This is a genomic window from Photobacterium kasasachensis, assembly GCF_050336885.1.
Taxonomy (GTDB): domain Bacteria; phylum Pseudomonadota; class Gammaproteobacteria; order Enterobacterales; family Vibrionaceae; genus Photobacterium; species Photobacterium kasasachensis.
This window is the reverse complement of sequence record NZ_JAKJSH010000018.1, coordinates 42,190-65,150: the sequence shown is the minus strand read 5'-3', so window position 1 is coordinate 65,150 and position 22,961 is coordinate 42,190. Positions and strand designations below refer to the sequence as shown.

The 22,961-nt window shown below is 44.2% G+C and carries 22 protein-coding genes; 15 read left to right on the top strand and 7 right to left on the bottom strand.

The annotated features are described in order from the left end of the window. Positions 1-85: 85 nt before the first annotated feature. The 7 genes from pyrD (at position 86) to rmf (ending at position 9,712) form a co-directional block, all read left to right on the top strand. A complete protein-coding gene (gene pyrD, locus L4D19_RS22565; RefSeq protein ID WP_428454349.1) occupies positions 86-1,096 on the top strand; it encodes a quinone-dependent dihydroorotate dehydrogenase in 1,011 nt (336 codons plus the stop codon). Between the two features lie 239 nt (positions 1,097-1,335). After that, a complete protein-coding gene (locus L4D19_RS22560) occupies positions 1,336-1,875 on the top strand; it encodes a cell division protein ZapC (protein ID WP_428454348.1) in 540 nt (179 codons plus the stop codon). 1,120 nt (positions 1,876-2,995) lie between these two features. Next, positions 2,996-5,134 (top strand): bifunctional 23S rRNA (guanine(2069)-N(7))-methyltransferase RlmK/23S rRNA (guanine(2445)-N(2))-methyltransferase RlmL, encoded by a 2,139-nt coding sequence (gene rlmKL / locus L4D19_RS22555; RefSeq protein ID WP_428454347.1) that lies wholly within the window; start codon positions 2,996-2,998, stop codon positions 5,132-5,134. Beyond that, positions 5,135-5,383: a glutaredoxin family protein gene (locus tag L4D19_RS22550; RefSeq protein WP_075767990.1), complete on the top strand. Its 249-nt coding sequence runs from the start codon at positions 5,135-5,137 to the stop codon at positions 5,381-5,383. Next, complete coding sequence (gene uup / locus L4D19_RS22545) at positions 5,370-7,295, top strand: ATP-binding cassette ATPase Uup (RefSeq protein WP_428454346.1); 1,926 nt, start codon at positions 5,370-5,372, stop codon at positions 7,293-7,295. Before L4D19_RS22550 ends, uup begins: the two co-directional genes overlap by 14 nt. Beyond that, positions 7,295-9,367, top strand: a complete 2,073-nt coding sequence (locus L4D19_RS22540; RefSeq protein WP_428454345.1) for a DUF3466 family protein — start codon at positions 7,295-7,297, stop codon at positions 9,365-9,367. The genes uup and L4D19_RS22540 overlap by 1 nt, the downstream gene beginning before the upstream one ends. A 171-nt stretch (positions 9,368-9,538) precedes the next feature. Next, positions 9,539-9,712, top strand: coding sequence for a ribosome modulation factor (gene rmf / locus L4D19_RS22535; protein ID WP_075767993.1), 174 nt, complete (start codon positions 9,539-9,541; stop codon positions 9,710-9,712). A 65-nt stretch (positions 9,713-9,777) separates the two neighbouring features. Here rmf and L4D19_RS22530 read toward each other — a convergent pair whose 3' ends face one another. Then, positions 9,778-10,131 carry a hypothetical protein gene (locus tag L4D19_RS22530; RefSeq protein WP_428454344.1) on the bottom strand — a complete coding sequence of 118 codons (354 nt, stop codon included), beginning with the start codon at positions 10,129-10,131 and terminating at the stop codon, positions 9,778-9,780. Beyond that, on the bottom strand, positions 10,128-11,867 hold the full coding sequence (locus L4D19_RS22525) for a trypsin-like serine protease (protein ID WP_428454343.1): 1,740 nt from the start codon (positions 11,865-11,867) through the stop codon (positions 10,128-10,130). Before L4D19_RS22525 ends, L4D19_RS22530 begins: the two co-directional genes overlap by 4 nt. A 232-nt stretch (positions 11,868-12,099) precedes the next feature. Here L4D19_RS22525 and L4D19_RS22520 point away from each other — a divergent pair, with 232 nt between their 5' ends. Beyond that, the gene (locus L4D19_RS22520) at positions 12,100-12,516 is read left to right on the top strand and encodes a GNAT family N-acetyltransferase (protein WP_428454342.1); all 417 of its coding nucleotides are present in this window, start codon (positions 12,100-12,102) and stop codon (positions 12,514-12,516) included. Positions 12,517-12,778: 262 nt separating this feature from the next. On the opposite strand, the gene fabA is transcribed toward L4D19_RS22520, so the two are convergent. Both fabA and L4D19_RS22510 read right to left on the bottom strand, forming a co-directional pair. After that, entirely contained in the window at positions 12,779-13,294 is a 516-nt protein-coding gene (gene fabA, locus L4D19_RS22515; protein ID WP_428454341.1) for a bifunctional 3-hydroxydecanoyl-ACP dehydratase/trans-2-decenoyl-ACP isomerase, read from the bottom strand. 69 nt (positions 13,295-13,363) lie between these two features. Next, positions 13,364-15,073, bottom strand: coding sequence for an AAA family ATPase (locus L4D19_RS22510; RefSeq protein WP_428454340.1), 1,710 nt, complete (start codon positions 15,071-15,073; stop codon positions 13,364-13,366). 317 nt (positions 15,074-15,390) lie between these two features. Here L4D19_RS22510 and matP point away from each other — a divergent pair, with 317 nt between their 5' ends. The 4 genes from matP (at position 15,391) to L4D19_RS22490 (ending at position 17,288) form a co-directional block, all read left to right on the top strand. Further along, positions 15,391-15,849 carry a macrodomain Ter protein MatP gene (gene matP / locus L4D19_RS22505; protein ID WP_160657158.1) on the top strand — a complete coding sequence of 153 codons (459 nt, stop codon included), beginning with the start codon at positions 15,391-15,393 and terminating at the stop codon, positions 15,847-15,849. A 91-nt stretch (positions 15,850-15,940) separates the two neighbouring features. Continuing rightward, positions 15,941-16,246 (top strand): DUF3634 family protein, encoded by a 306-nt coding sequence (locus L4D19_RS22500; protein ID WP_428454339.1) that lies wholly within the window; start codon positions 15,941-15,943, stop codon positions 16,244-16,246. 87 nt (positions 16,247-16,333) lie between these two features. Continuing rightward, a complete protein-coding gene (locus tag L4D19_RS22495) occupies positions 16,334-16,747 on the top strand; it encodes a PPC domain-containing DNA-binding protein (RefSeq protein ID WP_428454338.1) in 414 nt (137 codons plus the stop codon). A gap of 58 nt (positions 16,748-16,805) precedes the next feature. Further along, positions 16,806-17,288, top strand: coding sequence for a PaaI family thioesterase (locus L4D19_RS22490; protein WP_428454337.1), 483 nt, complete (start codon positions 16,806-16,808; stop codon positions 17,286-17,288). 94 nt (positions 17,289-17,382) lie between these two features. Here L4D19_RS22490 and L4D19_RS22485 read toward each other — a convergent pair whose 3' ends face one another. Beyond that, positions 17,383-17,628 carry a hypothetical protein gene (locus tag L4D19_RS22485; protein ID WP_428454336.1) on the bottom strand — a complete coding sequence of 82 codons (246 nt, stop codon included), beginning with the start codon at positions 17,626-17,628 and terminating at the stop codon, positions 17,383-17,385. A 323-nt stretch (positions 17,629-17,951) separates the two neighbouring features. Between L4D19_RS22485 and L4D19_RS22480 the strand changes: the two genes are divergently transcribed. Continuing rightward, positions 17,952-18,668: a PilZ domain-containing protein gene (locus L4D19_RS22480; RefSeq protein WP_428454335.1), complete on the top strand. Its 717-nt coding sequence runs from the start codon at positions 17,952-17,954 to the stop codon at positions 18,666-18,668. Positions 18,669-18,928: 260 nt separating this feature from the next. Here L4D19_RS22480 and L4D19_RS22475 read toward each other — a convergent pair whose 3' ends face one another. Continuing rightward, positions 18,929-19,327, bottom strand: a complete 399-nt coding sequence (locus L4D19_RS22475; protein WP_428454334.1) for a response regulator — start codon at positions 19,325-19,327, stop codon at positions 18,929-18,931. 338 nt (positions 19,328-19,665) lie between these two features. Between L4D19_RS22475 and L4D19_RS22470 the strand changes: the two genes are divergently transcribed. Next, complete coding sequence (locus L4D19_RS22470) at positions 19,666-19,872, top strand: YodC family protein (RefSeq protein WP_075768003.1); 207 nt, start codon at positions 19,666-19,668, stop codon at positions 19,870-19,872. Positions 19,873-20,035: 163 nt separating this feature from the next. Here the strand turns inward: L4D19_RS22470 and L4D19_RS22465 are convergent, their stop codons facing one another. Further along, complete coding sequence (locus L4D19_RS22465) at positions 20,036-21,631, bottom strand: BCCT family transporter (RefSeq protein WP_428454333.1); 1,596 nt, start codon at positions 21,629-21,631, stop codon at positions 20,036-20,038. A gap of 533 nt (positions 21,632-22,164) precedes the next feature. On the opposite strand from L4D19_RS22465, the gene L4D19_RS22460 reads away from it, so the two are divergent. Next, complete coding sequence (locus L4D19_RS22460; protein WP_428454332.1) at positions 22,165-22,875, top strand: hypothetical protein; 711 nt, start codon at positions 22,165-22,167, stop codon at positions 22,873-22,875. The last annotated feature ends 86 nt before the right edge of the window (positions 22,876-22,961 follow it).

The following is a 22,961-nucleotide window of genomic DNA, read 5'->3' as shown; positions in this document are numbered from 1 at the left end:
AAATGTTGAAAATATCATTTGAATAAGGGTAGTAAACTGTGAATAATGTACTCCCGTTTATACGGGGCTTTTTTAAGGAGGTACAATGATTTACCGCCTCGCTCGATCTGCAATTTTCAAGCTTGACGCTGAAAAAGCACATGATCTAGCTATTCAGAACTTTTCTCGCTTTACTGGCACTCCTCTCGATCTCTTCTATCGTCAACATGTTCCTGATCGTCCCGTCGAAGTTATGGGCATCAAATTCAAAAATCCAGTTGGTTTGGCTGCAGGCCTAGATAAAAACGGCGAATGTATCGATGCATTTGGCGCGATGGGTTTCGGCTTTGTTGAAGTAGGTACCGTCACGCCACGTCCGCAGCCAGGGAATGACAAGCCACGGCTTTTCCGCGTCATTCCAGCTGAAGGTATTATCAACCGATTTGGTTTTAATAACCTTGGTGTTGATAACCTGGTTGAGAATGTGAAGAAAGCTAAGTTTGATGGTGTAATTGGCATCAACATTGGCAAGAATAAAGATACGCCAGTAGAGAAGGGCGCAGAGGATTACCTGATCTGTATGGAGAAGGTATACCCGTATGCTGGCTATATTGCGGTAAACATTTCTTCTCCGAATACACCAGGACTACGCTCGCTACAATATGGTGAAGCATTAGATGATTTGCTGTCTCAGTTGAAACAGAAACAAAAAGAGCTGGCAGAGAAGCATGGCAAGTATGTACCGCTAGCACTGAAGATCGCGCCGGATCTAGAAGATCAGGAAATTGTCCAAATCGCAGAGTCTTTGATCAAAAATGATATCGACGGCGTTATCGGCACCAATACAACCTTGGATCGCTCTTTAGTTAAAAACATGCCGCATTGTGATGAAGCTGGTGGTTTGAGTGGCCGTCCTCTGCAGAACCGCAGCACAGAAGTCATTCGCCGCCTGGCTGAAGAACTTGATGGTGCATTGCCAATCATAGGGGTAGGAGGGATCGATTCTGCTATCTCCGCTCGTGAAAAGATGATGGCAGGTGCGCAACTGGTACAGGTTTACTCTGGCTTTATCTACCACGGTCCGAAATTGGTGAAAGACATCGTTACCAATATCTAGGCAAAACGATCATTGCAGTAAAAAGTGCCTGTCGGGGGGATCCTTGGCAGGCACTTTTTTATCGCTGCTTTATATTTCAGTTTTATTAATCGTCATTTTTGTCAAACTTTCAGCTCAACCACCGCAAGATCAACCACTTATTTCCCCTTTTATTTTGTCATAGGCACAGTAAAATTCTTCTAAAGTTTTTTCTATATCGTTGGATAAGCAGTATAAAGAACTGATTTTGGAGCACTTAAATGCTGAAGCCTACTGATTCATGGACGTGGTATTACGACCATAAAGATGATTCCCTGATGTTGGATTTAGGGGAAGAAATGGTCTTCCGTGTATCCATTTCGACCAAGCACCTGGTAACGTCCGCTTTCGAGCGCACAGTTTTCACCGTGGATGATGCAACCATCTATCAGGGATTTTTAGAAAACATTGCTCAGCTAGAGCTTTCTGCGCCACGTAAAGTTGAGTTAGCATTGAATGCCGTTGCGGCGAGCCGTTTTCACAAGCCAATGATGCCAAAAAGCTGGTTCTTCGAAACACAGCAGGGTGGTTGCGAGCCTGAAAATGGTGATGTTGTTACTTTGCAAACAGAGTTTGGTGCGGCTAAGTACCTTGTTATCGAAAATAGCGGCTGTGCGAGCCTGTGCATGCTAGCAGACGTTGAGCCACTTGCCCTTACATCAACCAAAGAAATGGCCTTTTGCGACACCATTAAGGTCATGAACGACCGTATGCAAGCCTTTGTTAACGAAATGCCGGTCAATTTTGCGCTAGTAGGGTAGCAGCTGGGTAAGACTTTCGCATTATTGCGGATTTAAACTTATCCGGGCTACCTTGCTTCATCCCCGTTCTTATTTCCATCCTCCTGTGGCTCTGAACACCGCCTCAGCGGACCGTAGTGGTTTGTCAGCTCGTTATCTTATTCATCCTGGCCCTTACCTCAGAATTCATTTCACCGCTACTCAGGCCAATTACACTCAGGTCAATCACACATAACTCAATAACGACTATCTGAAAGTTCTGCAGTTAAATGCTTTCTTGAGCTATTTGATGGCGAAACCGAAATGTGGCGATAGGTAACCTCTAACTGAGCGTAGGTAAACAAGTTTATTCCTCTTCGGCAGGCTATCAATAGTTAAGTCAAAATGGTTATTTCTTGTGCGAAATAAGTGATTCCAGTCAAAAAAAATCAATTAATTAGCAATTATTTTTTGCCTCTTTTTGCCATAAAAAGACAAAAAAACACTAGTATTTTAGTACTAAATTAAAAATATCCTAGGAAGATCTTCCTCCTTTTCCTCGTTTCTGAAAGTGACCAACACTGCGATTCTTTCCATAAAGGAAATAGTTTCCAAATAGGAAAGAGTGCGCTTCGGGATAGTTGTATTAGGCTTGCCTATGTCTTGAAGTTTAACTCCATTATCATGCTGTCGACTTATTTGCCGTCTCTTGCGTGGTAAGTTTGTTGTTACAAAACAATGAGTTGAATTGTTTGTGTCTGTGAGTGAACAATTACTTACGGGTGGTTTTGATAATAATGCCACCCTGGGAAACAATGACCTGGTTAATCTTTGTTTCTGTGTGTAAACAAAGGGGTTGAGTTAATACTTACTGTCTGGCTAATCCAATAGTTGCAGCTTGTGATGAAATTGTTGGGACGTGATGTTCAGTTTTCTTGTAATGGTTAGCGGTTGTTGTTTCTCGGGTCACTTTTTAAGTCTGTGTTTGGGTGTTTTTTGCTCGTCTATTGCCTGGTAGGACGTTGCTATACAAAAGGCACTTCAACGGATGGCAAGTTTTGGTGCTTTTTTGGCTAAATAATCGAAATGAAATCCTTTTGGGCGAGGTATTTATGACGTTTTCGGTTATAATTCTGACCAACATAAGTGCGAAAAGAACTCCATGAATCAATATCTAGCTATCACTTCACGAGGACTTGAGAATCTCCTTGCAGAAGAATTAACACAACTTGGTGCAGAACAGATCCAAGTTGTCCATGCCGGCGTACGTTTCCGTGCAGAACAGTCCACAGCCTATCGCTGCTGCTTGTGGACACGTATCTCATCTCGAATTATTCAGGTACTGAGCGAATTTAATGTCCGTGATGACATGGATTTGTACCTGGGTGCTGCGGCGATCAACTGGACGAACTATTTCAATAGTGACACGCGTATCATTGTTGATTTCAACGGGACTAACCGCGAAATCCGCAACAGCCAGTACGGCGCAATGAAAGTCAAAGATGCGATTGTTGACCGCTTTACCAAAGCCGATCTTCGTCGCCCGAGTATTGACCGTGAACATCCTGAACTACGAATCCATATGCGCCTTTCTGGAGAGAAAGGGGTACTGGGGTTAGATATGGCCGGAAGCGGCTTGCACCAGCGTGGTTATCGAACTGATGCGGGTAAGGCGCCGTTACGTGAAACTCACGCTGCAGCCTTGGTGATGAAGAGTGGCTGGACGAAAGATAAGCCACTGCTAGATCCTATGTGTGGCTCAGGAACGCTGTTGATTGAAGCTGCGCTGATGGCCGCTGATATCGCACCGGGTATCAAGCGTAAGCGATGGGGCTTTGAATCTATCAAAGATTTCGACAAAGAAGCTTGGCTTGAGATCCACGCTGAAGCCAAGGTGAAAGCACGCCGTGGTCCGGCGAAAGTTGAAACCAAGTTCTTCGGTCGTGAGATGGATCGCCGTGTATTGAGCATTGCTCGCGATAATGCTGGCCGTGCCGGTGTGAAAGATCTCATTGATTTCGAGTACGCTGATGCAACTCAGCTAATCTGCCCAGAAGGTTTTGAAAATGGTGTGATCATCTGTAACCCTCCATATGGTGAGCGTCTGGGTACCACGCCAGAACTGATTTCATTGTACAGCGAGCTGGGTAATCGTCTTAAGTTGGCTTTCTCGGGTTCGACAGCAGCAATCTACTCAGCTTCTAATGAACTACTTAGTTGTCTGCGTATGCGTGCCGACAAGCAGTTCAAGTTGCGTAACGGCGCACTGGATTGTGTATTAAAGAGTTATTTGATCACCGGCGGTGCGGTTAAGCAGGTCGAAGGTGAGAAGGAAGGCACGCTTGAAGAAGCTCAGGTTGCCCCTGACTTTGCCAACCGACTGAAGAAGAACATCACCAAGCTGAAGAAGTGGGCGAAGAAAGAAGGTATCGAGTGCTATCGTATCTACGATGCTGATTTGCCAAACTACAATGCGGCAATTGATCAGTATGGCGACTATCTGGTTATTCAGGAATATGCTGCGCCGAAGTCAGTGCCGGAAGAAACCGCACGCCGTCGTATCATGGACATTCTCCGCGCCACCATTCAGGTAACAGGTGTTGATAACAGCAAAGTGATCCTGAAAGTGCGTGAGCGCCAGAAAGGCAAAAGCCAGTACCAGAAGCTGTCAAGTGCAGAGCGGCACATGACGGTGAACGAGTATGGTGTTCAGCTTAAGGTCAATCTTTACGATTATCTTGATACTGGTCTGTTTCTTGATCACCGTGTTACCCGTCGTAAGTTGGGTGAAATGGCTCAGGGTAAAGACTTCCTGAATTTATTCGCCTATACAGGCTCAGCATCAGTTCATGCGGCTTGCGGTGGGGCTAAATCAACGACAACCGTTGATATGTCAAACACTTATTTGCGTTGGGCCCAGGAGAACATGGAGCTCAATGGCCAGGTTGGCCGTCAGCATCAGTTTGTGCAGGCAGATTGTCTGCAATGGTTGCAGGAAGTGGACGAGAGTTTTGATTTGATCTTTATTGATCCACCAACATTCTCGAACTCCAAGCGGATGAACCAGAGTTTCGATGTTCAGCGTGACCACATTATGCTGATGGAAAACCTGAAGCGTATGTTGCGTCCTGAAGGGCAAATTGTTTTCTCGAACAACAAACGTCACTTCAAGATGGATTTCGACAAGCTGGAAGAACTTGGTCTTCAGGCTAAGAACATTTCTGACAAAACGCTTCCTATGGATTTTGCGCGAAACAAGCAGATCCATAACTGCTGGATAATTACACACAAGGAAGACTAAGTGCTAATTACGCTATATAGCACGGAAGGGTGTCATCTCTGTGAGCAGGCTTATAGCCTGCTCATCGACGCGGGTGTACAAGAGCACGTTCAGGTGGTGGATATCGCCTTTGATGACGTGCTCTTTTCACGTTACGGCGTCACCATCCCAGTGCTATCAATTCAACATCCCGATTCAATCTCCGAACTTGGCTGGCCATTTGATGCAGCCGAGCTTGCAGTATGGTTAAACAATAATGGCATTAATTAAAATTAGTAACGCGCAACTGGCGTATGGCGATCACGCACTCCTTGATGGTGCAGAGTTCATTCTGCAGCCAAACGAACGTGTTTGTCTGGTTGGCCGCAATGGTGCGGGTAAATCGACCCTGATGAAGGTCATCGATGGTGAGGTGTTGCTTGATGACGGTAGCATTCAACGTCAGTCAGAACTTACAGTGTCACGTCTTGAACAGGATCCTCCACGTAACGCAGAAGGAACGGTATTTGACTATGTGGCTGAAGGGCTTGCCGAAATTGGTCAGGTGCTTCGTGAATATCACCATTTGCTGGATCTCATCTCAAGCGACCCGTCTGAATCGAACATCAATAAGCTGGCGCGAGCTCAAGGTAAAATTGACCATGCCGATGCCTGGCAGTTCGACAACAAAATTGCCTCGGTTCTAGAGCACCTCCAGTTAGAGCCTGGAACGTTGCTAAAAGACCTTTCTGGCGGCTGGCAGCGTAAAGCCGCATTGGCACGTGCTTTGGTGTGTGACCCTGATATTCTTCTTCTCGATGAGCCGACTAACCACCTGGATGTCTCAACCATTGAGTGGCTGGAAGGCTTCCTGAAAGAGTTCCGTGGTTCGATTGTCTTCATTTCCCACGACCGTGCATTTATTCGTTCGATGTCAACGCGCATTATCGATCTTGACCGCGGTAAGCTTGCTTCTTTTCCGGGTGATTACGACAAGTATCTCGATGCCAAAGAAGAGATGCTGCGTATCGAGGCGGAACAAAATGCCGAGTTCGACAAAAAGCTTGCCCAGGAAGAAGTTTGGATCCGTCAAGGCATCAAAGCGCGACGTACCCGTAATGAAGGTCGTGTCCGTGCGTTGAAGCAACTACGCCGTGAACGTAGTGAGCGCCGAGAAGTCGTTGGTAAAGCGGACATGCAGCTTCAGGAAGCCAACCGCTCGGGTAAAATCGTGTTCGAAGCTGAGCACATTTCCTATAGCTATGGCGACAAGCCAATTATCAAAGACTTTAGCTTTAATGTGATGCGTGGTGACCGTATTGCGCTGATTGGCCCTAATGGCTGTGGTAAGAGTACCTTGCTAAAAGTCATGCTAGGGCAGCTGGAGGCGTCACAGGGTCACTTCCATTGTGGTACTAAAATCGAAGCGGCATATTTTGACCAGTATCGTGAAGTGCTTGATCCTGAAAAAACGGTCATGGATAACCTGGCAGATGGTAAGCAGGAAGTAACGGTAAATGGTCGTACTCGCCATGCGCTGGGCTATCTTCAGGACTTCTTGTTCCACCCGCGTCGCGCCCGTACACCGGTAAAAGCCTTGTCGGGTGGGGAAAAGAACCGTCTGCTGCTGGCAAAATTGTTCCTTAAGCCAAATAATTTATTGGTACTCGATGAACCAACAAACGATTTAGATATCGAAACGTTGGAACTTTTGGAAGAAATACTTGCCAATTATCAGGGGACATTACTTTTAGTTAGTCACGATCGTCAATTTGTTGATAACACAGCAACAACGAGCTGGCTTTTCGAAGGTAACGGTGTCATTGATGAATACGTCGGTGGTTACCATGATGCCCAAGAACAACGTGCAAACTCGCTGACACAAATTGCGAAGGCGCAGGCAGAACAGATTGAAGCTGCCAAGAAGAAAGAAGAGAACAAACAGCGTCAGGAAACACGTTCACGCTCAGGTAAGAAGCTGTCATACAAGCTTCAGAAAGAGCTTGATGACCTGCCGAAAAAAATCGAAGAACTGGAAAATGAAATTGCGCAGCTGCAGGAGTCAATCAATGATCCTGCGTTCTTCCAGGATGTGAATAATGATACTCAGGCAACTCTGGGCCGCTTAGCGGAAGCTGAAGAAGAGTTTGAGCAAGCATTTGAACGCTGGGAAGAGCTAGAGGCAATGCAGAAGGAATCCTAATGCAACATAAGACGTTAAAGTTATCGACACTGGCAGTACTTATAGCCAGTGTTACTCATGCAAATGCAGCTGTTTATCAGGTTGTAGAAGTAGACGGTGCCAGCAGTGGTGTCGGCTCGCTTCAGTATTACAGCAAGAACACTTCTGATGTTCAGAGCCGTGTTGAATTCTATGCTCAGGGTGTTGTGAGCTCAGGCTCAGAAAACTGCTTTACCCAAAATTGTGACGCTTCTACTTATGCCATCTTCGGCGAAAGCCGTTTGGGTAGCGACGGAATTAATTATCGAGATGAAGTGCCGTTCATCAGTGATAACCGTCAGGAATCTAATGATTACTTTAGCCTGCGTTCATACTGTATCAACAACCTTGGTTTTAATACCTGTGATGACTGGGCAAATACCGCTTATTATGGTCTGAATTTCAATGAAGAAAATGTTCAGGATGGAAGCGGTTTTGGCGGTCTTCATCGTGAACATGTTGCCTGGAACGAGAACTTCTACTCCAATGCTTTCCCGCTGACGGAGGCCACTGCTGGCGCGTTATCACGAGTCTCTACTTTCGCTGAAGATGCATCCAGTTATGAGCCGGCAACAGTTGCAGCACTGGGTACTAAAGTTTCCACTCATGAAACAACCAATGGCGTTGTTAACCGTATTGGTCAGTTCTCTGGTAACGATTTTCAGCTAGGTATCACTAGCTCGGCTTATTTTGAAAGCAATAACCGTTATGCTCGCCAGTTTAATAAGCGTGGTTTTGTTAATGCCGGTGCGACACCGACTAAATCGGTCTTGAATCCGGTATTGACCTCCGAAGCGTTGGTTACTCAGATGGGACAGACTCTGGCCTGGGATGCGGTGGAATACAACGGTCAGTTATTGGTTGTTGGTAGTGCGTCATTCAGTACCAGTAAGCTATCAGACGATAATAAGCTTCCGTCAGATTCCGATGCTAAAGATCGCTTGTCACTCAATGATGCTACATTTGAGAATTGTGCGACTACTGCCAGTGATGTGAACAACTTGTTTACCACAAAGGAATGTCAGTTCTCGGTATTTGCCAATGATGCAGCTTTCTGGACAGTTGACAATACAGGTGCAGCCTCTGCAAATGCAAAACCACTGGCTGAGCGAGTTGATAGCCAGAACAGAACTTACCCGGCGCTTGATCCTGACAATGATCAAATTCGTTCTTTCCAGGCATCAGCACGTGCTGTAGCCTTGGTCGGCGGCCAGCCGGTGGTTGCTGGTTTCTCGACAGACTCTATCGACAATAACTCGGTAAATACGACTGAAGGTGACTATTACGCCGTTCGAGCTGCTATCTACAAGCCAAAATCAGGTTTTAGTGTAGATTCTGGCCAATGGGAAAGAACAATTATTCCGGGCCTTGATATCGAAGAAGGCAACGATCGTAAACTTCGCTTCTCTATGGCGACAGACATCAACAGCAACAACAAGGTGATTGGTTTCAGCAAAAATGTTAGCTCTGAAAACCGCTCTTATTCTGAAACGATGTTTGTTTATGATAATACTGCTGGAACGCTGAAGAAACTTGACACCTCGATTGACTCAACTATTTTCTTCCAAGGTGCTAACGGGTTCCCGTCTTCGATCAACAATAAAGATCAGGTTGTTGGCTGGGTGGATTCAGAGAGTGTCAACCAGGTTAATGGTCGCCAGCGTCGCCAGCGTGCATTTACCTACATGGCGGGTGCCGACATTACAGGTTCGCCACTTCAGGCCAATAAGGCTTGGATGCTGGACGATTTGACCAATGGTGGAAGCGTAAGTACCGAGAATAACGCCTTCCGTATTGCTCATGCAACGGATGTTAACGATGCTGGTATTATCTCTGCAACGGCATTCAAGTGTGAAGGTGGTTATCAGAGTCTGACTAAAGAATCGCAGTGCTCAACAGACGAGAAGGTAGTTGCCGTTAAACTGGTTCCTATTGTCGGTGGTACTATTGAGCAGCGTCCTGAGGAGCAGTCGACTATCAAGCGTGAAGGTGCATCTCTTGGCATGTTTGCTTTGACATTGCTAGGTTTGATTGGTTTCAGACGCAGAAAGTAATTTTTTGTTAAAATTGCTTATTTTTTACTCAGGCTCACAATTTGTGAGCCTGAGTTGTATCTGGGGTTGATCAATAGTTCTGTTTGGCTAATTCTTATAAGTGGAGTCACAAAAACTCCATCATTATGAAACTGTAATGAAAGAAACTCTGATAAGGATGAGGATCGCACTATGAAGAGACAAAAGCGGGATCGTTTGGAACGCGCACAGGCTCAAGGCTATAAAGCTGGTATCAATGGTCGTTCCAGTGAAGAATGTCCGTATCAATCTCCGGATGCCCGTACTAATTGGCTTGGTGGCTGGCGAGAAGCAAGAGAAGAACGGCAGACCGGCCTCTATAAATAACACTCCCTTCATATCACCCTTATTAAGCCCCTCAGGAGAAGGGGCTTTTTACTGTTTTAACGCTTCTATTTTTCTATCGGGATAATAGTATTGGTGATATTCAACTCTTCTCCTTGCAGGGAGGCAGGGATCTGCACTTCAAAGCGTCCATTAAATGGGGCACGCCTGCAATGATCGGCCACTGTTCGGATAACCGCCACATTCTGCGGTTTGCTGTTATCATTCATGACACGCAGTCCGAAACTGTTATCTTGGGTACACCCTGTACTCTGAGTAATAAATACAATGGAAGTATCACGGACCATATAAGACGATATTGGCTCAACAGGGCCTTCTACAGGAGGGTAGGAGACTTCGGTTGATGTACATGCAGTGCTCATAAACACAGAGCATAACACTAATATTGACTGTTTAATCATACTGATTCCTTGTGTGTAGATTGTCGACGTAATGCAAATCCCAAAAGCATAAGAAGGGAAAGCAAGCCCGTGTTGCCACCACTTGAAGATCCTGCAAAGCCTACGGAGGCTACAGGGGCTACTGGGTCAGTATCATCGCTATATGAAGGAGTAGGGGTAAATAATATGTTTTTTAAGAAGACAGTATCTTCGCCATTATTTACTACATTATCTTTAAGGTATGCAAAATAGATAGTACTTTTATCTTCTGTTAATGGTATAGAAACGGATGAGTATTGGTCTTGCTGCCCACTATCAGCTAGTTTAGTGACGCCGTTTACTGTTAAGGTAAAGAAGTCAAAGTTAAGTTCTGAAGAGGTACGATAGTCAAAAGAAAGAGTACCTTTCCCTTCTATGTTCACGGCGGTTAGTGATATTTCCGAATGGAAAAGGTTAGGGTTTGAACGTAGCACGGTTGGATTGTTATTTACGCTGGTGTCTTGTGTTTTTATCCAAGGGGATTCATTAGACATCCAGCCAGTTAGATTAGTGACGTCGCTAAGAGCTTCACCCTTGAAGGTTTCCACCAAAGTGACGGTACTTAGTGTTGTCGTAAACTGAGGCTCTTTGGCATAGTCAGTTGTGAAAGCTAAGCTTAATTTAGCTTCCCCAGCTACATTTGACGTGTACTTGACTGTAACTTGGCACTGTGTGTTTGGAGCAATGTTACCTGTTTGGTTTGTATTTACTGAACAGTTGTCATTGCTGATTACGGCATCACTAATGTTGTGTGTTGTCAGGGTCACTGAATTAATTTGTAAAGGTACTGCCGTGCTATTTTCAATGGTGAAAGTGTGAGTGTAGCTTCCTTGTAGCTGATACCCTATGTTGTAATTTTGGGTATAAGAAATACCATTCCTACGTTTATTGATCCAATCTTCAAAATAAGCCGCTTTTGCATAGACGCCATATTTACCGCCGACTGCGCATCCGTCCCCCCAACTGACGACTCCGATTTGCTTGGTTTTACCTGCAATCGTTTTGACGAGTGGGCCACCACTGTCACCCTGGCAAGAGTCATAACCGCTGTATACAAAGCCTGCACAAAGCGCATCAATTCCCACATTGTTGTAGTTGTTACCTGCATTCTGGCATGTTGCTAATGGGACAAAAGGTACATTGACTTGTTTCAAAATATCCGGTTGGCTCGATACGCCTGCAATTGTGTTTCCCCATCCCATCACCGTCATTAAGTCGCCGTTGTTAAGTTGGTTGGTTTCTGTCAATGTGGCAATTTCAACGGCTTGAATATTGGTAGGGGTTCGCTCAAGCTGAAGTACAGCTATATCGTTACTGCTGCTGTTTGGCTGGTTGTAACCTTCATGGACATAAATATTTTTCACCGCAATGTGTTGAGTATTCGCACTGTTGGTGCTTAGCTTGTGTAAGCCGAGTGCCACTTTAATATCTTCTGCATTGGTTCTTTCTACACAATGCGCAGCGGTCAAAATGAGATCACCACCAATGTAACTTGCCCCACAAAAAGGGGTGTTAGTATCGGCAGTGGAAGGCATAACCGCAACCATGAAAGGCCAGTTACCTTCCACTGCGTTAGTACCGCCGATAATACGTGGCTTAGTGGTTTGTGTTTCATTTTGAATCGGGGTTGCTTGCGACAAGGGAGTGGCCATTATCGAAATACAGGTGATGGCCTTTAATATCCCTTTATTTATAGATTTAATATGATTTGCTTTCATTATGTTCGCCAACTTATTGATAAATATGGGTGATTCTCTTTGATATGCAACAGGTTTGCAAGCGTGAAAGATTTGATTTGTGGTGAATATCAGCAGTATCCCTAATAACTGAAATAACAAATGCTTTATTGAGAACTTTGAACAAGTGCAAGGATTGATATGTGACTCAGGTATACGCTCTCAATTCGAAAAATGCTAAAGAGAGCAACCTGTTATATTCAGAGGAAGCAGTATGGAAGTTAACTATAAAGTAAATCATCCAATTACATCTGAAGAGTTTATAGAGTTACTGAGTAGGACATCGCTTGGGGAGCGTAGGCCGCTTGAAAGTGAGGCTATCGTCAAAGGGATGCTTGATAACGCGAGTTTAATGGTGACAGCCTGGCTAGACGGTAAACTGGTTGGTCTTGCCCGGTCGCTAACGGATTATCATTATTGCTGTTACTTGTCTGATTTAGCTGTAGATGAAAGTGTTCAATCGATGGGCATTGGAAAGTATCTCATCAAGAAAACGAAAGAAGCGCTGAAGCCTGAGTGTAAGATTGTATTGTTAGCAGCGCCTTTAGCTGAAGAGTACTACCCGAAGATAGGTTTTGATGCCCGTAATAGTGCCTGGGTTCTATCTGATATCAATAAGCTCGTGATTTGATAGGTGCCAGGGCGATACACTGTAACGTAAGTGTGATCTATATTATTCAATGACTTAATCAGTTTTAAGTGGCCTATGCGTTTAATGTTAGGTGAGTAAGCTAATGATTTGGCTGGTGGTTTTTTATTGCTGTCTTTTAATTGCCTGAGCTGTGACGCTGTCACTGTTTGAGTTATAGAGTAGGGTTATTAAGTAGAAAAAAGCATCGTTACAAGGTAACAAAAAAGGCCGCATAAGCGGCCTTTTATCAATGAGTTCTGACTTAGAAAGTAGACGTGTCTTTGAACAGACCGACTTTCAAATCTTTCGCGACGTAGATTTCTTTACCGTCTACCAGAACGCGGCCATCAGCAACGCCCATGATTAGCTTACGGTTGATAACGCGCTTAAGCTGAATGTCATAAGTCACTTTCTTCGCATCTGGAAGGATTTGACCTGTGAATTTCACTTCGCCTACACCCAGTGCACGGCCTTTGCCTTCACCACCGGCCCAACCAAGGAAGAAACCAACGAGCTGCCACATCGCATCAAGACCAAGGCAACCAGGCATTACAGGGTCACCTTTAAAGTGGCAGTCAAAGAACCAAAGGTCAGGGTTGATATCCAACTCAGCGTGGATGAAACCTTTTCCGTGCTCACCGTCTTCGTCAGTGATTTCAATGATACGGTCAATCATCAACATGTTGTCAGATGGCAAAGATGGGAAAGCTGGACCGTGTAGTTCGCCTTTACCACATGCAACTAGTTCTTCGTAATTATAAGATTGCTGGCGTTTCATCAGACTTATTTAGCTCCTTGAAAAGTATGGAGGCAATTTAGCTTACACATGTACGCCAAACAACTCGGATCAGTTCTGGACAAACCAGTTACGGATACGTGCTAACCAACTGACTTCACTATCAAGATCACCATGGTGGAAGTGATCTATGCGCTGTGCAATCTTAGCCAGTAAGGTTTCAGAGTCGTCTTCTTCACCTCGGAAAGCTTTACCTGTTAACAAAGGCAAGGCCTCATCAACGCTCTCAACGGTCCATAGGTGGAATTTACCCTCCTTGATCGCTTCGATAACCTCATCGTTGAGACATAGATTGCTCTGGTTTGTTTTCGGTAGTATGACACCCTGCTTGCCTGTTAGGCCGCGGAAGGCACACACCTTATAGAAACCCTCGATCTTTTCGTTGATACCGCCAACTGCCTGTACACGACCAAATTGGTCTACCGCGCCTGTGACAGCAATCTGCTGGTTGATTGGCTGAATAGCAAGCGCCGATACTAATGAGCATAGCTCAGCGAGCGAGGCACTGTCGCCATCAACCTCACAGTATGATTGTTCAAACACGATTGAAGCGGAGTATGGAAGCGGTTGGTCAAGATCTAGCGCGGTACTGACAAATGCCTGCATGATCATCATACCTTTGGCATGGATGTTACCCGCAAGGTCGGCTTTACGCTCAACGTCCGATATATCGCCGTCGCCAAAGTGGACGACACATGAAATTCGGGCCGGCTCGCCGTATGAACAAGGGTGGCCGGGTACTTCAACAACAGTCAGACCGTTCACCTGGCCAATTTCTTCACCCTGGCAGTTGATAACAACCTGGCCATGGTGAATATCTTCGATTGCACGCTCTGGTAAATACGATTCACGGAATTCGCGGGCCTTGAGTGAGTCTTCCAGGTGCTGCGCGGTGATCTTCTGTCCCTGAGACTCAATCGCAGCTTCACACAGCAGGCTCTGGTGCCAGATAGGGCAGAGAGGAACACGTGTCTGGTCCTCGGCGTGGCGAGCCCCTGTTTTGAGTAGGATTGTTAGTGCGTCATGATCGGCCAGATCAGGCAGTTGCGCATTACGGCTAATGGCTTTGAGGTAAGAGAGGTATAAAGGAAGACTCTCTTCACTAATTACCAAATCTTGTTCGAACTCACCATACATTGAAAAACCAGAGGAGAGATCCGGTTCGGCATTTTCAAGTTCGGCCATCAGGTAACGATCACCGATTAAGATGAGCTTTACGTTTAGCTGCTCGGCGGCGGGAAGCGGATACAGCGCCTTGTTTGATGAGGCTTGCCACTCGAGCTTACCATTCATCAGAACGCTTTTAAGGCGCGGCCACAGGCTTGGGTTACTGAGAATGCTGGTAACCGATAAGACGAGGTAACCATTGTTTGCCTGGTGTACCAGCCCATGTTTGATTTGTTGCTTGGCTAGCTTGCTGTCGTCGAGCGGCGGGTAGACAGCTCCAAAGAGGCTTTGTTCTGTCACATTCTCGCCGATCACAATAGGGCTAGCATCAAGATGACTGCCCTTGGATTGCTTGTTTTGAGCGTCATGTTGCGTCAGTAATTCGATAACATAATCGCGATAGACCTTGTTATCAGGCGCGGTAATGCGAAGAACCCGGGGTTGTAATTCAACACAGGTAAATCGGCGTACGGCATCCGTAAGGCGATCTTGCAAAATACCGGCTTTCGCTGGTGTTAGATCGTCATATTTCTCTAAGATGGTTTGATACTTTGAGTAGTCTGGAGTCATTGTACGCCAGGATTCTTCATGCATGGGCTTTAGCTTTATTTCGTTACTGTGAAAAGGACAGCAGTATAAAGGAATCAATGGCCGCATAATAGGCAGAGATTGACGATATTTTCGGGTTGTCGCTTTTCAGTATCGGTATCGTTTCGTTTTTATCGCCCTGGCTTCAGATTAGAGTGCAGGATAAGAGTTCGCCTGTATCATTTGTTGCAAGAAAAGTTGATAATGGTCCGGAACACTCTGAAATCAATCAGTAATATATCAAATAGGTAATTGAGCTTTTTCCTGTCTACAGTTACACTGTCACAGTTTAAGTGTAGTCTTTTTGAGAATCTCCTACGAATATGAAATATCAGCAGCTTGAAAACCTCGAAGCCGGTTGGAAATGGAAGTACTTGGTAAAGAAATGGAAGGAAGGTGATGCGATCACCTGCTACATCGATACCAGTGAGGCCGAAGCGGCTGTACAAGACTTACTCGCGATCGAGCATGAGCCTACCAAGGTCATTAAGTGGATCGGCAAGCATATGTCGCCGGACCTTGATAAGAAGCTAAAGCAGGCAATACGCGCCAAGCGGAAACGACATTTCAATGCCGAGCAGGTTCATACCCGTAAAAAGTCCATTGATCTTGATTATCGTGTCTGGGAGAAACTGGCTGAGAAATCCAGAGAGCTAGACTGCACGCTGTCCGATACAATCGAATATCTCTTGAGTGAAAGCAATAAGACTGAACAGGCGAGCAAGAAGGTGCTGGACATAAAGAATGACCTGCATGATCTGTTAGATATTGATCTCGAATGATACCTGTCTGTTGCTTTTCTAGGACTGGCAGAACGGCCAGATGTAAGATTTTAATATACGCTTAAAGAAAACCGCTTAAAGGAGTAAGTGAATGGAATATGTCATTGTACTAGCCATTGCTGTGATCTTTCTCGTTTTCAAAGATCGCCCAATCATGGTGCTGAAATTTGAAGATGGCGAGCTAACGCAGTCTAAGGGCAACATTCCGCATGGATTCCTGATCGGCTGTAAAGACATTGCGCACAAGCAACCGTTTTCCGGAAAAATAAAGGTATATCGAAATCGCTTTGCAACCAAGCTTGTTTTTTCCAAGAGTATACCAAGCAAAGTGAAACAGCGTATCCATAACGTTTTTCCTCATACGAGCTCTCCGAAAAAGCGTGGTCGTCGCGCTTAATCTATTCTTTATGGAATTCTTAATAAATGGCTTCCTCGGAGGCCATTTTTATTTCATGGTTATCACTGTATTTAATCAGGCTTTATTATGCTCACACCTCATGCCTTCCGTTTGACACAAGGCGCAGACCTCAAAGAGGCTATTTTTGATTACGTTAAGCGTGAGTCAATTCAGGCTGGCTCCATACTTAGTTGTGTCGGCTGCTTAGCATCGGCTAATATTCGCCTTGCCGATGAAAGCCAGTCAATGTGCTTGGCTGGCCCACTAGAAATTTTGACCCTGTCCGGTACATTGACGCCGACACATGTACATTTGCATATCTCTGTCGCAGATAAGAATGGTGTTGTATACGGCGGCCATCTAATGGATGGGTCAGAAGTTTCCTATACTGCAGAAGTCTGCCTGGCCAGTTATGGGAACCTAGCATTTAATCGAAAGCTGGATCCTGAAACCGGTTTTGACGAGCTTGTTGTCGAAAAGACTCATTTGCAAAGCGAGTAAGCTGTTGATTCTCTATGGTATATACTGAAAGATATCGGTCTGTCATAGGGATAACGTGATGGCTTCAACCCCAGAATACTTCCAAGACAAACTACCAGGTAACCATTGCTTTGGTTGTGGCACTGAAAATGACCATGGCCTACATATCAAGAGCTACTGGATGGCAGAGAACAAGGCAGCGTGCCATTTTGTTCCTCAGTCATTTCATACGGCTGCTCCCACGCATTTTCTCAATGGTGGGGTAATTGCGACAATTATTGATTGTCATTGTATATGTACTGCAATAGCTTATGCTTATCGGCAACAAGGGCGAGAAATAGGCAAGGGAACCCCATTATGGTATGCCACAGGGGCCTTGTCCCTTCGTTACAAACGTCCGGTGAATATTAATAGTCGGATACTTTTGGAAGCGACTGTTTCGGACTATAAGGAGAAACAGGCTAAGGTTGACTGTTTATTAAAGGTTGACGATACGGTTTGTGTCGAAGCGACTGTAGAAGCCATTGCGGTCAGCGAGGAATGGATGAAGCAAAATAAATGATCCTGTCTGGGTAAACCGAGCGAGGTTGTTACTTTCCTTTTAGCTGAGAGTAACAACCCCAAACGCTGTCAAAATAGACCTTGTTATTGACCTGTTATTTTACTGCACTGATCAAAGCTTGCTGGCTAGATAAATATTGATTAATGGTTTCCCTTAGGGCTGCTAATTCAGCCTCTGCTTTTAACCGGCGCTCTTTTTCTTCTTCGTATTGTTTGCCCAGCTCTACGGCCAAATAGCCGCCTTTAATGAGTGCTTTGGTCGTTACGTTACTGTTGGTTAGCGCTTTCAAGTCTTCAATCATGAAATAGTGCTTGTCGATATCTCGAATGGTTATTGCCATATTTGGAGTTTGTTCGTTGAAAATCAGTTAGATGGCATTTTAATTGATTTGTTAGTTACATCAAGCCATTTGATTGCATCTCTACGGGAGATAATAAAAGTCACATCACGATTTTGATAGCGATATGGGCTTTGGCGCTATCAATACGATTAAACTAATGCACTATAACTTTTGAATGAAAAATAAATAGTACATTATTAGAGAGTCTTATGTTGGTTAATAAATCAACATATAGAATAAGCTTAAAACAGAGGTGCTTGTAATATTATCTATTGGTATTAGAATTCATTGATACCAGTGATAAAAGCATTTCAGGATAGAAATTGAATCAGCTCAACAAGCATCTTTTGTCTACCAAGAGCAGAGAAAAAACCATTTCAGGCAACCAGGGAATCGCTATGGTGAGGCATGGTAGCGAGGTTACCATCAGTATAAAAACCCCGTTAGGGCGACTATATCGAATTGAGACGGTTTTTATCGGCAGCAACAGTAGTGATGAGATTTTCTTTGAGCTCCCAGAAGTCAGCAAGTCCGTTATAGATGAGTATTTTGATCAAGGTTTCTGGTTAACCGTTAAGGCTATATCTGAGAAAGGCGAGGGAGCGATCGTCAATTTCAAAACACAAATCATGTATACAATACTAAAACCAACACGTTTATTGGTTTTAGAGCTTCCTCGAACAATGGGGCTGTTACAATTACGCAGCGAGCCTCGCTATGACGTTAAGCTGCAAGGGAAGATAGCACTAGCGCAACGTGAACTGCTGGTGGACTTTAAGGATTTATCGAAAAACGGGTGCTGTTTCTATCAAGATATTAATGGTCCTCAACTTCGTGAAGACATGGCTATTGTGGTTATGATTCAGAACCCGGCGAGCGGAAAAATGTTCACATTAACCGGACTGGTAAAAAGCGTGCATCGTTCAGGCTCTCAGAATTACTACGGCATGATGTTTGATCTTGATGGCCAGAAGCAAGCAAAAGCATTGTTAGCTCAGCTGATTTTTGATGGTTCAAAATTATCATTCAAACATTATTAGTAAATGAAGTAACAAGGACTGTTTCTGCTAACAATCTAATGCACTATAACTTTTATTCTTGAATCAAAAATCAATTATCTATCCTCACTAATACTTACCAACCTTAAAAAATACCTAATAGTCTTACAAGATGTGACCGTGTAACAGAGTGCTTTTGATGTAATTGAAAGTGGCTACCTACGGTGTTTTTACAGGGGAGCCTGGCTTGATTAAATAGCCAGTAGGTGAGAAAGCTTAGAAAGAGAATATTCGCTCTAAGCTTATGAACCAGTTTCTACCGTTCCTGAGTTTGCTTTAAACTTTGCCAGACTGCGTTGTACCTTTTGTACAGATAGTGGTTTCATCAAGTAATCATTGGGCTGATGGGACAGGACTTTCTTAACAACCTCGGTCTCATTTTCTGATGTGATGATCGAAACGGGCATATTCGGCAAGGTACGCTTTATATAACTCAGCAAGTCTAAGCCATCGAGTGGTTTCTCGATATTCAAATCCAGGAAAATAGCATCGAACTTATAGCTTGAATCGATAATTAGTTTTTGCGCTGATGCAATGTCGCTCACCTTGATGATTTCTTTCGGTGAGATGCATTTTCGTATGATTTGAGATAAAACCTCAGCCATTAATTTATTGTCTTCAATAATTAAGAATCTATTCATCCGAACCCAACTCTGATCACATCATATTGATTCACATGCATATAAAGATAGAACACTCACAGTTACGAAACAAGCCTCTTCGTTAAGGATTCATGCATAGGTAACAAAACGCTCATTACTTAGAATTTCATTTTTGCACTTTGGAAAATGTATGCATTACCCATTTAGAACTGAAATGGGTGACGTTGTCACCAAAGGTGATGCCGGAATTTCTTTATATCATGACTAGTCATTGTGCTATATATCAGATATATAAAGTGTTTTTCTGTGATGAACCCATCGGTTAGAAATACATTGAAGCTGTTATGATAAAAACAGGAATTTAATGAGAGGTGATTATGGCTTTTAAAATCGGTGATGTTGTTCGCTTAAAAAGCGGTAGCCCTTTAATGACTGTGGTCGGCATATCTGGCTCCAGCCGAATAAGTTGCAAATGGTTTGTAAACAACGCGAACCCAGAGCAGTGTGAGTTTCCATCGCAAGCATTAAGTCTATATGCCGGGCCTTTACCTCAAGAGGAAGCGCAACAAGAAGCGCTGGCTTAAATGGTTAAGCAGACTTGAGAATCATCGAAAGACTTGGCGACATTGACTCACAATACCGCGACACATTACCGTGTAACTTTTGACTAAAAGATTGTTTGCTCTGAGATTAATACAAAAACTCCACCGCTATGGTGGAGTTTTTGTTAAGTCTTATCAGCGATTACTACTTGCTATAAGCTACCTTGTAGTAAGCCATTTCAGTTCGCATTCCCATCAGTAAGCTCACACACATTGTCAATAAGATAATAGTGAATGGCAGAGCTGTAGAAATTGCTCCTGCTTGTAGTGCTTGGATGGCCTCTGTGCCACCGACCCAGAGCAGAACGGCCGCGATCGCACCTTCAATAGTTGCCCAGAAAATACGCTGAGGAACCGGCGCATCTACTTTACCGCCGGCTGTAATGCTGTCGATAACCAGAGAAGCGGAGTCTGAAGAGGTAATAAAGAACACCATGATCAGAACGATTGAGATCACTGAAAGCATCGTGCTTAACGGTAATGCCTCATAGACATTGAACAGAGACAGAGTGATGTCTGTTAAACCGTTTGCACCGAGTTCACCCACTTTATTAGCTACCTGGTCAATGGCAATACCACCAAATACCGACATCCAAACTAGCGTAATGAGAGTAGGGATGAAGATCACCGCGATGATAAATTCACGTATGGTACGACCTTTTGATACACGCGCAATAAACATACCTACACATGGAGACCAGGAGATCCACCAAGCCCAGTAGAATACAGTCCAGCCATGCATCCAGGTTTCGTCTTCACGGCCATGCGGGTTGCTGAGCGGAACGATGTTTTCAATGTAGCCCATAAGAGTTGTTGGTAGTGTATTCAGCGTAATGGCAAAACCAACAAGAGCAACAAACAATAGCAGGGCGAATGCAATGAGTAAGTTTGCATTACTGAGAACTTTGACACCGCCATCGATACCACGAATAACTGAAATTACAGCCAGACAGGTAACAAAGATAATCACGCCAATTTGCAAGCCAATACCCACATCGACACCAAATACGTGACTAATTCCGCTTGCTGCCTGTTGTGCACCTAAGCCCAGCGATGTCGCAAGGCCAAACAGCGTTGCGATAACCGACAAAATATCAATGATATGCCCAAACCAACCCCAGGTACGATCACCAAGGATAGGGTAGAAAATGGAGCGCATTGAAAGCGGCAGGCCTTTGTTATAGGCAAAAAAAGCAAGTGAAAGCGCGACTATTGCGTACATTGCCCATGGGTGAAGTCCCCAGTGGAACATTGTTGCGCCCAGAGCAACTTTAGCCGCTTCTGGTGTATTAGCTTCTACACCCAGCGGGGTTTCGTACCAACCCGTATAGTAAGCCACTGGCTCTGCGACGCCCCAGAACATAAGGCCGATGCCCATACCTGCAGCAAATAACATCGCAAACCATGAACTATTAGAGTGCTCAGGTTTAGCGTCTCTTCCGCCGATGCGGATCTTACCAAAAGGAGAGGCAACCAAAGCTAAACTGAAAATCAAAAAGATATTACCAGACCACATGATCAGACCATCAAAGTTATTGATGATTTGCCATTTAATGCCGTCTAATGCTGCTTTGGCTGTTGAAGGCTCTGTTGCAAGAAGCGCAACGATAAAGAAAATGATCAGTCCTGCACTGATACCAAAAACTGGATTGTGAACATCAAATCCCCATTTCTGGATGTTGTCCTGACCGACGGTATAGTCAGTATTGTCGATACTGTATTTGTCCCTAATTTGTGACATTTTGATCCTTATTCGATTAGCACACTAAGCATTCCCAATGGCTTTGAGCCGTTTTTTTTCAATGGTTCAACGGTGAATTATTTAGAGTACTTAATGAAATTTTGAAAGATAGTAACAAGAATGACGAGAAAAACCAAATTTACTCTGAAATTGTCTAATAAAAACGCGTATTTATGCATTTGACTGATTGTTTTGTTAGATTGAAATGTTAGATATCTAATTATTTAACAAGTAAGAAGGGAAGCGTCTCTATATTGAAGTCAATTGTCCTCTAAGTATTTCAGGTGAGATTCATATCTTGGTTCACTGAGTATCAACCGAGGGCTTTATTCTGTTCGTATTAGTGAGCGTACGGTTGGAACTGACTGCCTTCAAACAAGTAATGATGGGAGCTACTCAAAAAGAAAATGTCGACCTACCGTAAGCACAAACGATTTATCGAGTAAAAACCCTAAAAACCTGATGGTTCTCATGTGTTTAGATGCACTTGCTTGATATGTTTTTCGGCTCGTATCAGCATGGATAATATAACAATGAGTAATACTAAATTAATGATTGGCTTGGTTTTTTTAACGACCATTGGATTGCTAGGCTGCAGAGGAGGTGGCTCTGACACCACACCAACGCCAACGACAGCACAATCATTTTCTGGTAATGGAATTTATATCAATAGCAATGACTTTATGGTTATGGCGGTAGATTCAAAGCGCTCCAAAAATAATCTTATCGTCGGTAATTTCAATTACGGTTTAGTGCTTGTTGTTGACAGTGCAACAACAAGCAAAAATCAGATGAATACAAAGGGCATGACACTTGCCGACAGTAATAGCTTTGATTATGACCCGGAACAAACAATGACAGCCAGTTTTGTTGGAAGCGTGGGGACACTGACTGCTGTTATTGACAACACTAACATCGTGTATTCAATGGATAAAACCAGCGCATCATTACCCCTGGACCAAATTGTCGGTACGCACACCAATCCTTCAGACGGAAGTACGTGGACAATCAACGCTGATGGCTCATTTTCAGTAAATGGTATATGTACCATTTCAGGCAACCTAAAGCGTAACGGTGATCTGTTCAATATTGATAAGGCCACCGCCGTTAGCTGTAGCGATGCATCCTTTAATGGTGACTATCATGGTGTATTGATGACAGTTAGCCGCAATGGCGCACAGTACGTTGCAGGCATTCTTGGCAATGACACCGCGTTACTCTGGGGTAATGCAGTTAAAAGCTAATCAGCTGGAATAAGGGGGCTCAATGAGCCCTTTGTTATTACTGTGCGGTTTATCCCGTTTTAAAATGTCTGCATGCTTCCCCAGAT